16 protein-coding genes and 2 tRNA genes are annotated in these 12,259 nt (G+C 65.0%); 8 read left to right on the top strand and 10 right to left on the bottom strand.

Going from position 1 to position 12,259, the window contains the following annotated elements:
* Window positions 1-65: 65 nt before the first annotated feature.
* Window positions 66-497, bottom strand: a complete 432-nt coding sequence (locus DID96_RS22140; RefSeq protein ID WP_124601403.1) for a hypothetical protein — start codon at window positions 495-497, stop codon at window positions 66-68.
* Between the two features lie 107 nt (window positions 498-604).
* Here DID96_RS22140 and DID96_RS22135 point away from each other — a divergent pair, with 107 nt between their 5' ends.
* Window positions 605-973, top strand: a complete 369-nt coding sequence (locus DID96_RS22135) for a hypothetical protein (RefSeq protein ID WP_124601402.1) — start codon at window positions 605-607, stop codon at window positions 971-973.
* Between the two features lie 76 nt (window positions 974-1,049).
* On the opposite strand, the gene DID96_RS22130 is transcribed toward DID96_RS22135, so the two are convergent.
* Window positions 1,050-1,349, bottom strand: a complete 300-nt coding sequence (locus DID96_RS22130) for an H-NS histone family protein (RefSeq protein ID WP_124601401.1) — start codon at window positions 1,347-1,349, stop codon at window positions 1,050-1,052.
* 233 nt (window positions 1,350-1,582) lie between these two features.
* Here DID96_RS22130 and DID96_RS22125 point away from each other — a divergent pair, with 233 nt between their 5' ends.
* Window positions 1,583-2,215, top strand: coding sequence for a hypothetical protein (locus DID96_RS22125; protein WP_124601400.1), 633 nt, complete (start codon window positions 1,583-1,585; stop codon window positions 2,213-2,215).
* On the opposite strand, the gene DID96_RS22120 is transcribed toward DID96_RS22125, so the two are convergent.
* A tRNA-Pro gene (locus DID96_RS22120) sits at window positions 2,178-2,254 on the bottom strand. The genes DID96_RS22125 and DID96_RS22120 overlap by 38 nt on opposite strands.
* A gap of 103 nt (window positions 2,255-2,357) precedes the next feature.
* Here DID96_RS22120 and sixA point away from each other — a divergent pair.
* Window positions 2,358-2,819, top strand: a complete 462-nt coding sequence (sixA, locus tag DID96_RS22115) for a phosphohistidine phosphatase SixA (protein ID WP_124601399.1) — start codon at window positions 2,358-2,360, stop codon at window positions 2,817-2,819.
* Between the two features lie 150 nt (window positions 2,820-2,969).
* Window positions 2,970-3,776 (top strand): GNAT family N-acetyltransferase, encoded by an 807-nt coding sequence (locus tag DID96_RS22110; protein WP_124601398.1) that lies wholly within the window; start codon window positions 2,970-2,972, stop codon window positions 3,774-3,776.
* Window positions 3,777-3,994: 218 nt separating this feature from the next.
* Here DID96_RS22110 and DID96_RS38390 read toward each other — a convergent pair whose 3' ends face one another.
* The gene (locus DID96_RS38390; protein WP_185732327.1) at window positions 3,995-4,165 is read right to left on the bottom strand and encodes a hypothetical protein; all 171 of its coding nucleotides are present in this window, start codon (window positions 4,163-4,165) and stop codon (window positions 3,995-3,997) included.
* 106 nt (window positions 4,166-4,271) lie between these two features.
* On the opposite strand from DID96_RS38390, the gene DID96_RS22105 reads away from it, so the two are divergent.
* Complete coding sequence (locus DID96_RS22105; RefSeq protein WP_124601397.1) at window positions 4,272-4,478, top strand: hypothetical protein; 207 nt, start codon at window positions 4,272-4,274, stop codon at window positions 4,476-4,478.
* 49 nt (window positions 4,479-4,527) lie between these two features.
* On the opposite strand, the gene DID96_RS22100 is transcribed toward DID96_RS22105, so the two are convergent.
* The 5 genes from DID96_RS22100 to DID96_RS22080 all read right to left on the bottom strand — a co-directional run bounded on the left by DID96_RS22100 (window position 4,528) and on the right by DID96_RS22080 (window position 10,080).
* Window positions 4,528-5,910, bottom strand: a complete 1,383-nt coding sequence (locus tag DID96_RS22100) for an MATE family efflux transporter (RefSeq protein ID WP_124601396.1) — start codon at window positions 5,908-5,910, stop codon at window positions 4,528-4,530.
* A gap of 10 nt (window positions 5,911-5,920) precedes the next feature.
* Window positions 5,921-6,244 carry a DUF2288 domain-containing protein gene (locus DID96_RS22095; protein ID WP_124601468.1) on the bottom strand — a complete coding sequence of 108 codons (324 nt, stop codon included), beginning with the start codon at window positions 6,242-6,244 and terminating at the stop codon, window positions 5,921-5,923.
* Window positions 6,245-6,320: 76 nt separating this feature from the next.
* Window positions 6,321-7,949 carry an acyl-CoA synthetase gene (locus DID96_RS22090; protein WP_124601395.1) on the bottom strand — a complete coding sequence of 543 codons (1,629 nt, stop codon included), beginning with the start codon at window positions 7,947-7,949 and terminating at the stop codon, window positions 6,321-6,323.
* A gap of 394 nt (window positions 7,950-8,343) precedes the next feature.
* Window positions 8,344-9,048: a peptidoglycan DD-metalloendopeptidase family protein gene (locus tag DID96_RS22085; protein WP_124601394.1), complete on the bottom strand. Its 705-nt coding sequence runs from the start codon at window positions 9,046-9,048 to the stop codon at window positions 8,344-8,346.
* A 120-nt stretch (window positions 9,049-9,168) separates the two neighbouring features.
* Complete coding sequence (locus DID96_RS22080; RefSeq protein ID WP_124601393.1) at window positions 9,169-10,080, bottom strand: aldose epimerase; 912 nt, start codon at window positions 10,078-10,080, stop codon at window positions 9,169-9,171.
* 185 nt (window positions 10,081-10,265) lie between these two features.
* Here DID96_RS22080 and DID96_RS38670 point away from each other — a divergent pair, with 185 nt between their 5' ends.
* The 3 genes from DID96_RS38670 to DID96_RS22070 all read left to right on the top strand — a co-directional run bounded on the left by DID96_RS38670 (window position 10,266) and on the right by DID96_RS22070 (window position 11,645).
* Window positions 10,266-10,373 (top strand): UDP pyrophosphate phosphatase, encoded by a 108-nt coding sequence (locus tag DID96_RS38670; RefSeq protein ID WP_221624598.1) that lies wholly within the window; start codon window positions 10,266-10,268, stop codon window positions 10,371-10,373.
* A 222-nt stretch (window positions 10,374-10,595) separates the two neighbouring features.
* Window positions 10,596-11,426 (top strand): undecaprenyl-diphosphate phosphatase, encoded by an 831-nt coding sequence (locus DID96_RS22075; protein WP_124601392.1) that lies wholly within the window; start codon window positions 10,596-10,598, stop codon window positions 11,424-11,426.
* A gap of 142 nt (window positions 11,427-11,568) precedes the next feature.
* Window positions 11,569-11,645: transfer RNA gene (locus tag DID96_RS22070), tRNA-Arg, on the top strand.
* Between the two features lie 153 nt (window positions 11,646-11,798).
* Here DID96_RS22070 and DID96_RS22065 read toward each other — a convergent pair.
* The gene (locus DID96_RS22065; protein WP_124601391.1) at window positions 11,799-12,251 is read right to left on the bottom strand and encodes a hypothetical protein; all 453 of its coding nucleotides are present in this window, start codon (window positions 12,249-12,251) and stop codon (window positions 11,799-11,801) included.
* Window positions 12,252-12,259 lie beyond the last annotated feature (8 nt).

The following is a 12,259-nucleotide window of genomic DNA, read 5'->3' as shown; positions in this document are numbered from 1 at the left end:
TGGTGGAGCAGGTCGGCGGGGCAGGTCGGGCGCGGCCTGCGCCTGACCTGTCTGCGTGAAACCGCTCAGTCCGACGCGCAGACGATCGCGGTCAGGAACGGGAATGCCTGCTTGACGGTTGCGTCGCTGCCGGCCTTGCGCACGGCGGCCTCGACCGCGCCCTTCGTGCCCTTGACCACGACCCCGTAAGCCCAGTCGCCGATCGGCGTGCCGCTGCCCTGGCGGAAGATCGGATCATTCGCCTGATAGCCGAGCACGACATAGACGCCGAAGCCATAGGCCGTCAGGTCGTGCTCGGTGCGGAACGCGTTGACCGAGTTCGATTCGACGTGCATCGGCTCCGGCTGGAGGTCGCCGGCGGCGAGCAGCGGCGCGACGAACGCATGGCCGTTCGAATGGCAGTCGAGCGCGGCGTCGAGCGCTTTGGCGGACGCGATGCCCGGTGCCGCGATTGCCAGCAGCGCGCTGATGAGGGCGGCTTGCGAGAAGTTTTTCATGCGGTGGTGAGGGTCGGTAGCGGATATTATCGCGTTTCTTCCACGAATATTGCCAATGATGAAGTTCTCCGGACTCGCCGCATGTGCAGTAGTCCTTGCCGTTACCCATGGCCAACATCGCGTCGTATGCCAGCGATCTGGACAAGAGCGGCCCTGACCGCGCCGACATGCTGACAGCCGTCCACCGGCTGAACGACAAGGATCCGTACCTGAAGGGCTATCACTATTTCGTGGTCGATCTGGTGAAAGGCCATGATGCCGCATTCGCGTGCGTGGCACTCGCGGATAAGGACGGCAAGCTCGAGAGGACGGATGATCAGGTCGGGATCATGATGTTCGCGCTGGAAAAGCGAAACGCGCAATCGGATTGCTCAGTGGACGGTCGTAACATCAACACGCGCGCCGATATCAATGCCGCGTTGAAGGCGACGGGACATAACCGCTTGCTCTCCACTGACTGGCTCTGGATTGCGTGAATCGCTGCGAACGAGTGCGTCCGGAGGTCGGGCGGCTCGTTCGCCAGTCGTTGCGCAACCAACGGCGCGATGAGCGTTATTCCTGGATCAGGAATCGCTCCCGACGTTTTCCTTTGATCCAGCCGGGTTCGCGGCCTCGCCCGGACCAGGTCGCGCCGGTCTTCGGGTCTTGATACTTCGGCGCGAGCGCCGGCTTTGCGCTAGTACTTTTGCTTGATCCACGTCTGCGCCCGAATACTTGCTCGGGTGTCAGCCCGTATTCCGCAACGCGTGCACGGACCTCCTGGAGCACGACCTCGAGTTCGGCGAGTCGAGCTTCTTCCGCTTGACGCAATAGTTCCGCGGCTTGCTCCTTCAGCTTCTGATAGGTAGCCATACAATTCTCCTGTAGATTGTTGTTGATCGCTCACTGGCGAGATCGGAGTAAGACGACTATTCCGTACTTTAGCCTATCAATGCCTATAGCTGGCTCGATCTTGTGAGTTTATTTGTCAGGTAGACCCATCCGCCGACGCAATTCGCTATATCAAATTTCCCGGAATCTGGTCAGAACGGATGAAGCCATATCTCATGCTTTCTCATGAATTGAAACGGTTGAAAGTCTTTTAAGTGCATCGCAACCGCTACTACCACCAAGTCACGTCCACGCCGAAATTCGATCTCGTGGCAGGATGCAATCGCGCCGTCCATTCATTCAAATGCTTTGTTCCCGAAGGCGCGAAAGATGACAAATGGGCGCTCGATGCGAATCATGTCGTTTTTGACGGAAGAGAAGCAAAGGGAATGTCCGCCGGCTATCCGGTTCAGGTTTTCGAAGACGGAATTCTGAGTGTCAGCGATCTGGCGATCGATGGCGAAAATGCTTTCAGTGTCGACTACACCGACGGCGTGAAGTGGCTGAACAAGGTCGACGGAGAGTTCAAGATTCTGTCGAAGGCGTTCTATTCGGATCGCAAGAATGTCTTCGATCAGAGCTTCAGGAGGATCGACGGACTGAGCCCCGATCAATTTTCCGTCGTGATGCCGGTTTGCCCGATTCCAGGGCAGCCAGACCTGCGGTGCGTTGCGATGCCCGGCTCTGAATGCGCAAAAGCCCGCGCGATGGCGGGCTTCCTGCTGTCCCGGTGCCAAATTTTTGCCGGGCACCGGTTAGACTTTCTATTGGGAGGTTTCCACGGCAGTGCCGTGGAAACCTTGCATATCGTGGTCGGAGCGATAGGATTCGAACCTACGACCCTCTGATCCCAAATCAGATGCGCTACCAGGCTGCGCTACGCTCCGAAGAATTCGAGATTCTACCCTTTAATCGCGCGATCGGTCAACTGCGCGATGATAATCGCCTGACGCGGCGGATGCAGGCCGGTCACAAACAACGGAGACAATCATGATGAACCTGATCCTGTGGCGCCATGCCGAGGCGGAAGACAATGCGGCGAGCGACCTCGCGCGTCAGCTGACCGTGCGCGGGCGCAAGGAGGCGCAGGCGATGGCGAAGTGGCTGCGCAACCGGCTCGAAACCAACAGCGTGATTCTCGCGAGCCCGGCGGCGCGCACCGTGCAGACGGTCGAGGCGCTGACCGACCAGTATCGTACCGTCGACGCGCTTGCGCCCGGCGCGGATGTCGACGACGTGCTGGCCGCGGCGGGCTGGCCGGACGGGATCGCGCCGACGGTCGTGATCGTCGGTCACCAGCCGACGCTCGGCAGCGTGGCCGCGCGGTTGATCGCCGACAGCGACGATAGCTGGAGCGTAAAAAAAGGCGGAATCGTGTGGCTCGCGAGCCGCACGCGGGACGGCAACCGGCAGGCGGTTTTGCGCGCGGCGCTGTCCCCGGATCTGGTCTGATTGGCATTGCTCATACGGATCGCCAGGCTTTCTGCTAAAGTCAATTCGGCGACACGTCATTGAAAGGACACGGTCGTGCCACATAACGGTCACGGCCGATTACTACATTGGCGGGCATGTCGTCTTATTCCTTACGACCAGGAAAGCCTAATGCGAGAACTGCCGACGCCTACGCTCCCCTTTGCCTCGCTTCCCCTCGATTCGGCGCGGCGTCACCTGCCGCGCGCCGCTGAAACCGTCACGTCGGAATTCCGTCTGCGCGCTGCGTGGGCGCGCACCGAAGACGAACTGCGCGAGGCCCAGCGCCTGCGCTACAGCGTGTTTGCCGAAGAGATGGGTGCGCAGGTCAGCGGTCCCGCCGGTCTCGACGTGGATCCGTTCGATGCCTATTGCGATCACCTGCTGGTGCGCGATCTCGACACCCTGAAGGTCGTCGGCACGTATCGCGTGCTGCCGCCGCACCAGGCCGCCCGTGTCGGGCGCCTGTACGCGGAAGGCGAATTCGACCTGTCGCGCCTCACGCACCTGCGCGGCAAGATGGTCGAAGTCGGCCGCTCGTGCGTGCACAGCGACTACCGCAGCGGCGCCGTCATCATGGCGCTCTGGGGCGGCCTCGGCGCGTACATGATGCAGAACGGCTACGAGACGATGCTCGGCTGCGCGAGCGTGTCGATGGCCGATGGCGGCCACTATGCGGCCAACCTGTACCAGTCGTTGCCGGCGAACTCGCTGACCGCGCCCGAGTATCGCGCGTTCCCGCATACGGCGCTGCCGGTCGACGAACTGCAGACCGGCACGGTCGTTGCGCCGCCGCCACTGATCAAGGGTTATCTGCGTCTCGGCGCGAAGATTTGCGGCGCGCCTGCGTGGGATCCGGATTTCAACTGCGCCGATTTCCTGACGCTGTTCCGCCTGTCGGATATCAACACGCGCTACGCACGGCATTTCCTCGGCTGAGCGCACGCCTGCACGCGATGTGCGCCCGGCAACGGGCGCACATGCGAACGCCGCCGCACGGTGACGAACCGCGCAGCGGCGCTTTTCATTCTGCAGCAGGTGTGAAACCAGGCCCCATTAATTCGCGGGATACAGCCCGATCGTCGTGCCCCGGGCGGCACGCCGGAAGGCGACCCGGGTTCGGCGCGGGTCGGAGCGGGGAGGGCGGCGCAGCCGGCTTAGTGCTTGCGACGCCAGTCGAGCAGGTGGTGCTCCGCCATCCAGTGATGGATCATGCCTTCGCCGCCGTGTGAGCGCTTGTATTCGCGCGCCTCGAAGAGCGACAGCGCAATCAGCACCATCAAGCCGATGAACAGGCCAATCAGGCCGGCAATTTCTTCAGACGTCATGGCAGCCTCCTTTCTACGGCACAGCGCCATGGAGTACATAGTAGGACATGCGCGACGCGACTTCGAAACCGGAATTCCGTTAGACTCGGCGCGACCCGAGCGCGCGATGGGCGCGCTGTCCTTTCCGGAGCCCGATTTGATGACCCGCTTCATGCTGGCCGTGCTGGCCGCATCGATCCTTGCCGGCTGCGCCGACGATCCCCGCCAGGCGCGTCGCGGCCACCCGCCGCAGGATCCGGCCGATTATCACGGCGTGCCGACCGACATGACGCCGCCGTCGATGTTGACCGAGCCGCCGGCCGCCACGCAGTAAATCCGGCGCTGCATCCGGTGGGTAATCAGGCTGGAAATCAGGCCGGCAATCAGACGGCGGGCGCCTGCGCGGCTGGCGCGGCGTCGCCGATCTGCGCCGACAGTCCCGGCAGGTAGCGCGCGAGCGTTGCGCCGCGCGCCGCCATGAACAGCAGCAGCGCGAGCCAGAGACCGTGGTTGCCGAGCGTGCCGACGAGCGCGCAGGTCGCCGCGACGAACACCGCGAGCGACGCCGCCATCGCACGCATCAGCGAGTGCGTCTGAGTCGCGCCGATGAACACGCCGTCGAGCAGGAATCCCCACACGGACACGACGGGCGAGATCGCCGCCCACGGCAGATAGCGCACCGCGACCTCGCGGATCGCGGCCTGGTCGGTCAGTCGTCCGATGATCCAGCCGCCGGCCGCCCAGTACACGACCGCGAACGCCAGCGCGCCGAGCGCGGACCAGAACAGCGTGATGCGCACCGCCTGCCGGAACGCGACGCGGTCGCGTGCACCGGCGGCGGCGCCGACGAGTGCTTCCGCCGCGTGTGCGAAGCCGTCGAGCCCGTACGCCATGAAAGTCTGGAAGTTCAGCAACAGCGCGTTCGCGGCGAGCGTCGCGTCGCCCTGTTTCGCGCCGAGGTGCGCGAACCACCCGAACACGGACAGCAGACACAGCGTGCGCAGGAAGATGTCGCGATTGAGCGCGATCAGACGCCTGAGCGCCGCAGGGTCGACGAGCATGCGTGCCGCGAGCGGCGGCAGGCCGCGCGGCCGGAGTTGCCACAGCAGCCACGCGCCGAGCGCGAAGCCGCACGCGTCCGCGCTGGCCGTCGCCGCGCCGATGCCGGCGATTCCCCAACCGAAGCCGTACACGAAAAGCAGCACCGCGCCGATGTTGATCGCGTTGATGAACACCTGCACAACGAGCGCGAGCCGTACGCGCTGCGCGCCGAGCAGATAGCCAAGCACGACGTAATTCGCGAGCGCGAACGGCGCGGCCCAGATCCGTGCGTGGCCGTAGGCGAGCGCGGTGGCGCGCACCGCGTCGCTGCCGCCGAGCGCGGCCAGCGTGAACGACAGCAGCGGCGTCTGCAGCGCCAGCACCGCGGCGCCGAGCGCGAACGCGACGACGAGCGCGCGCAGGACGCTCAGCCGGATGCCGTCGTCGTCGCGCGCGCCGTGCGCCTGCGCGACGAGGCCGGTCGTGCCCATCCGCAGGAAGCCGAAGCCCCAGAACACGAAATTGAAGAACAGCCCGCCGAGCGCGACCCCGCCGAGATACTGCGCGCCGTCGAGATGGCCGGCGACCGCCGTGTCGACCGCGCCGAGAATCGGCTGGGTCAGGTTCGCGAGGACGATCGGGAACGCGAGCGCGAGGACGCGCCGGTGTGAGGCGGCGGCCGGCCGGGTGTCGGCCGCTGTGCCGAATAACGCGGAATCGGGCATTGCGGACGCGTCAGCCGCGTTCCTGCACGCAGACCCACGGCGATACGACGACCGCCCATAGTTCCGGATTGCGTGCCGCGTAGTCCTGCGCGGTGTCGGCCTGCATGCGGGCGACGTGGCCGGCGGCGAGCCAGCGGGTGACCTGCTCCTTGTCGTCGCTGGCGATCGCCTCGGCGACGCTCACGAGATCGAGATCGCGCGCGACCGCGAGCAGCTTGCCTTGCGCAAAGAAGCGCTCGAGATCGCACCAGTCGATCTTGGCGGTTTCACCGAGGAGTTTGGCGTAAAGCGGGCTGTGCGACGCGCCCGCGGCGGATTCGTGATCGGAGGACATCATGGTCGAGTAGTGAGCAACTGAGCGCCACTATAAACCATCCGGCCTTGCCGGCCGTGCGCCGCTTCTGTGTCGCTTATGCGTCGCGCAGCGCGCGCCGCACGATCTTGCCGGTCGCCGTCATCGGCAGGCTGTCGACGAACGCGATCGCGCGCGGATATTCATGCGCGGCAAGGCGCGTCTTTACGTGGGCCTGCAGCGCCTGCACAAGCGTGTCGTCGCCCGCGTAGCCGGGATTCAGCACGACGAACGCCTTGACGATCTCGGTGCGCGTCGCGTCGGGCACGCCGACGACGGCAGCCATCCGCACCGCAGGATGCGTGAGCAGGCAGTCCTCGATCGGGCTGGGGCCGATCCGGTAGCCCGCACTCGTGATCACGTCGTCGTCGCGGCCGACGAAGCGCACGAAGCCGTCGGCGTCGAGCACGCCCGTGTCACCCGTCAGCAGATAGTCGCCGGCGAACTTGTCGCGGGTCGCGTCGGGATTGCGCCAGTATTCGATGAACATCACCGGGTCGGGGCCGCGCACCGCGATGCGGCCTTCGACGCCCGGCGGCAGCGGCGTGCCCTGCGCATCGACGATCGCGACCTCGTGGCCGGGCACGGCCTTGCCGATCGCGCCAGGCCGAGGGGCGAACAGCGCCGCGCACGACGACAGCACCATATTGCACTCGGTCTGCCCGTAGAACTCGTTGATCGTCACGCCGAGCGCGTCACGCCCCCAGGCCGTCAGTTCGCTGCCGAGCGATTCGCCGCCGCTCGCGACCGATTTCAGCGCCAGCGCGAAGCGTTCGCGCGGCCGCGGCACGGCGCGCATCAGCTTCAGCGCGGTGGGCGGCAGGAAGCTGTGCGTGACGCCGTGGCGCGCCATCAGGTCGAATGCCGCTTCGCCGTCGAATTTCTCGAAACGTCGTGCGAGCACCGGCACGCCGTGATGCCACGACGGCAGCAGCACGTCGAGCAGGCCGCCGATCCATGCCCAGTCGGCGGGTGTCCAGAACAGGCGTGCGTCGCGCGGGAAGCATTGCTGCGACATCTCGACGCCCGGCAGGTGGCCAGGCAGCACGCGGTGTGCATGCAGCGCGCCCTTCGGCTTGCCCGTCGTGCCGGACGTGTAGATGATCAGCGCCGGATCGTCGGCCGCCGTGTCGGCCGCGGTGAAGTCGGCGGATTCGGCGGATTCGGCGGCGAGCGCCGCGTCGTAGCGCAATACACGTGGGGCATCGGGTGCATCGTCGCCGATGCAGTAAACCGTCTGCAATGCGGGTAGCTTGCCGAGCAGCGGGGCGATCTTCGCGTAGCCGGCCGCGTCGGTGACGAGCGCCGCCGCTTCGCTGTTCGCGAGCCGGTATTCGAGCGCGTCCGCGCCGAACAGCGTGAAGAGGGGCACCGCGATCGCGCCGAGCTTGTATGCGGCGAGATGTGCGACGGCGGTTTCCGGACCCTGCGCGAGGAAGATGCCGATCCGGTCGCCGCGACGCAGGCCGGCACGTGTGAAGCTGTTCGCGAGCCGGTTAGAGGCATTCCTCAGGTCGTCGAAGGTCAATCGCGTGACGTCGCCTTGCGCCGTTTCGTGGATCAGCGCGAGCCGTCCGCTGCCGTCGGCCCACTTGTCGCACGTGTCGACGGCGATGTTGTAGCGTGCCGGAACGGCCCATCTGAAGCGGGAGAGCAGCTCATCGTAGCGGTCGGCGGCAGGCAGCATCGAGAGTCTCCGGAGGGCGGCGGCGCGATGGCCGGATCGCGCGCTTACACAGATTATTCATGCGACTGGAATCGCACTGTAAGCAATCTTAGGGAATATTCCGACTCGTGTGCGAGGGCCGCCTCAGTGCACGATTTCAAAATGACGCATAAGATCGTGACAAATATCTGAAATGACCATGGATTTGCTTCTGATAGCTGCGGGGTTCAGCCTGATCGGGATCGGTGCGCTGGTCGCATTTGCGCGTCACGTCGATCCGTTGTCCGGCCGTTTGACCGGCCGTCTGCGCAAGCGCTGATTGACTTCCCGCTGACCACATTCGACCACATTCGCGACGCGGCATGCGGTGCATGGCGGCACCGCATGTTGCGTGCCGAATGCCGCATGCCGCCGCTCAGCGGGCTGGCAGGTAGCGCGACGGATCGATCGAACGTCCGCCGTAGCGCAGCTCGAAATGCAGCGCGACGCGGTCGCTGTCGATGTTACCCATCTCCGCGATCGTCTGCCCCTGCGTGACCTGCTGGCCTTCCTTTACGACGAGTGCGCGATTATGCGCATACACGGTCAGGTAGTCGGCGTTGTGCTTGAGAATGATCAGGTTGCCGTAGCCGCGCAGCCCGTTGCCCGCGTAGACGACGACGCCCGGCGCCGCGGCAATCACCGGCGTGCCGGCGCTGTTCGCGATGTCGATGCCCTTGGATTTCGTGCCGTCGAAGGGGCGGACCACGCTGCCGGGTGCAGGCCAGATCAGTGCAATGCTGGTCGCTGGTTTCGCCGCCGACTCGGCTGGGGCGGCAGGCGTGGCAGGCGCCGGGCGGCTGCGACCGGCGCTGCCGGTGCCGATGCTCGACGACGACGTCGTCGTGCCCGGCGGCGGTTCGACGCGCAGCACCTGGCCGACTTCGATCGCATCGGGGTTCGTGATCTGGTTCCAGCGCACGATGTTCTGCACCGACTGGCGGTTCGAGCGCGCGATTTTGGAGAGCGTGTCGCCGCGCTCGACTCGGTAAAACCCGGGGCCGACGGGTGCGGCGCCGCACGCGGCGAGCAGGGCGGCGACCGATGCCGCGATGAATCGCTTCGTTGTTGTTCCGAACATTGAACCTCGCAAAGCCCCGCCGCGCGTCGCGCGGCAGGTGACACAAAACGTCCGATTTTAACGGGTTCGACCCGCGAGCCGCAGATTGGCGCTGTCGCGGGCCTGTCCGGTGGCGATGCGTCAGCCTGCAAACGGGCTGACGCGGATGCGCAATGCCGCCGTTTCGGTGGCGCCCGGCGCCAGCATCCGCAGCCCGAGGCCGTTGTGGATCGCGTCCGGCAGGCCGAGCCACGGCTCGACGCAATAGAAGTCGGATTCCGGCTTTTCCGTCCACGTCGTGACCGCATACCACGGGATCGAACCCGGCACGTCGAGCGCGATCTCGATCGTGCGGCGCCGGCCCGGCATCACGATCCGCACCGGTGCGGGCGATGTGCCGTCCAGGCAGTGAAAGCGGTCGTGGATGCGCGCTTCGTCGAGCGTGTAGCGCGGCGCGCCGGGCTCGGGCGTGCTGATCGTGCCGTCGGCGAGCTGTTCGCGCCGATGCGTCGGCGGCAGTTCGAGCGTCGTCTGCGCGCGTTCCGTGTGCGGTAGCGCGAAATAGAAGTGGTGGCCGGCGTAGTAGGGCAGCGGCGTGTCGCCGCGATTGGTCGTCGTCAGCGCGACGTCGAGCGTGTGTGCGTCGGCGAGCCGATAGGTCGCTTCGAAGCGGAAATCGAACGGGTAGCCGGCTTGCGGTGCGTCGTTCGCGTCGAGCGTCATCGCGAGTGCCGCGCCGTCGGCCGACGGCTGGGCCGCGAACGGCAGGTCGCGCGCAAAGCCGTGCATCGGCAGATCGCGGACCACGCCCGCCGCGTCGCGCCAGCGGCCGATTTCGCCGTCGACGCGATGACGGCCGAGAAACGGGAACAGCAGCGGATTGCCGCCGCGCACGCGCGCGAGCTGGGTCCAGTCGGCGGTGTCCGGCCAGAAGATGACGGGCTCGCCGTCGATGTCCCACGACAGCAGGCGTCCGCCGCATTGCGGGGCGATCCGGACGAGCGACGGGCCGGCGTGGAGTTCGTGAATCTCGTGTTGCTGGAAGATCGGCATGGCGAATCGGGAATGGGCGGATGAACGGAGTGTCGCTGGCGCGGGGGCGCTGTTGGCGCCCGTTGCGTGACGAGCCCTATTATCGGGCCGCGGATCGGTCGGGGAAAACCCTTCTCGGGAAATTGCGAGTTTTGGCGAGGGTCGTGCGTCGGGATAATGCACTAAACCGGTCGTGTTGCCGGGTCATGACACTTCGAGGAGCGGACATGGATCTGGCAATGGCAATGGGAATCGCACTGTTTGGCATGTTCACCGGCAGCACGGTGCTGTTTTTCTACCAGCTCGGCCGCTGACGGCAAAAGCTACCGAATCCGCAAGGCCCGCCATGCAAATGGCGGGCTTTTTGCTTTCTTTCGCCTTACATATTGCAAGCGTTTGTGTGCAACGCCGCAATATCCTCTCAAATGCCTTGGCTCGGTAATGTGGGCTGGGCATAATCGGGGCGCGCTTGCCGGCGGCGCACCGCGTCGTCCGGAATCCCTTTCCGTTTTTATCTCTGTTTAGAGGACCGACGCGTGAGTCTCTGGTTTCTGTTTTTCCTGAGCGTCCTGCAGGGCGTGACCGAACTCTTCCCCGTCAGCAGTCTCGGCCATACGTTGCTCGTGCCCGGGCTGTTCGGCATGCATATCGACAAGCACGCACCGCAGTTGCTGCCGTTTCTCGTCGCGCTCCACCTCGGCACCGCGTTCGCGCTGCTGTGGTATTTCCGTGCGCGCTGGATCGCGCTGATCGGCGGTTTCTTCGCGTCGCTCGGCGGCCGCAAGAACGACGACGGGCACCTGATGTGGGCGCTCATCATCGGCACGATTCCGACGGGGCTCGTCGGTCTGCTGCTCGAGAAGCGTCTCGAACGCGTGTTTCACGATCTGCGCATCGTCGCGTTCGCACTGATCGTCAACGGCTTGCTGCTGTGGATCGGCGATCGCATCCAGCGCAGCCGCGCGCACCAGGCGCCCGAGAAGCTGACGTTCAAGCAGGCGTTTTTCGTGGGGCTTGCGCAGATCGGCGCGCTGATTCCCGGTTTCTCGCGCAGCGGCCTGACGATGATCGCCGGCAATGCGGCGGGGCTGACCGCGGAAAAGGCGGCGGAATTCTCGTTCCTGCTTGGCACGCCGATCATTTTCGCGGCTGGGGTGCTCGAGCTGCCGAAGCTGTTCCATGCGCCGGACCAGCTCGCCGACGCGCTGCTCGGCGGCGTGCTGACGGCGATCGCGGCCTATCTGAGCGTGCGCTTCCTGATGCGCTATTTCGAAGGGCGCGGCCGGCTTGCGTCGTTCGGCCTGTATTGTGCGGTCGCGGGGGTGTTCTTCCTGGGCTGGTTCATGATGCATCCGCAACCGGTGTGACGGCCGGTGCGCCGATTCCGGGTGATTCGGCGCCGTGATCGGGTATAATTTTGGGCTCGGTTCACACCGGGCCCGTTTTGTTTGTGCTTGCTTCGTCTGCTTGCAACAAGGCCCGCGTCGGGGCCGCGTCTTCTTTCCTCGACCGCCCTTAGCTCAGTTGGATAGAGCAACGGCCTTCTAAGCCGTAGGTCACACGTTCGAATCGTGTAGGGCGGGCCAGAATTCTTCGCTTATTCAAGCACTTATCCACGAGAGCGACTGCGGTTAAGTTGGCTCCATTCGGTGTTCGGTGTGAATGGAGTGTGAATGAATTCTACCTTCCCACGTAGCCCACGTAGAAGCATTGAGCAGAACGTCAGCATCAAGGCGGCGCTATTCGCTAATGCCTTCTTCGGGCGGCGGCGCGAGAAAGTTTAGTTCGCGAATCGGCGCACGGCTGCCGCTTGGCTGAATGTCATCCCGCATAGTTTGAATCGCCGCATTCAGCAGCACGTCGTGCCGCTCGTCGCTCCGGGCGCTGTTGCGATAGGTTATCTCTGCCTGAAATGCATGAACCGCGTCTAGCACTGCGGGCGAGGCGACCAAAGCCAGCGCGTTCACTGCATCGGCGTAGCGTTCCTGCGCGGCAGGAGTGGAGCGGCCCGCGACGATCCCGGACAGCGCAGAGATGAATTCCTGATAGTGCTCAATCTTGGTTTGTCGCCACTCGGCCTCGTGTTCGCGGTGTTGTGTAAGGCGGGCCGTGACTATGACGCCAGCGAGTGCAAACACGCCGGATGCGAGGGCGGCGAGGATGACCGGCAGAACGGCGAGGCTGGTGTTCATTAGGCGAT

This window comes from Burkholderia sp. Bp8963, from assembly GCF_003854275.1.
Lineage (GTDB): Bacteria > Pseudomonadota > Gammaproteobacteria > Burkholderiales > Burkholderiaceae > Burkholderia.
This window is presented reverse-complemented; position numbering and strand designations above follow the sequence as displayed.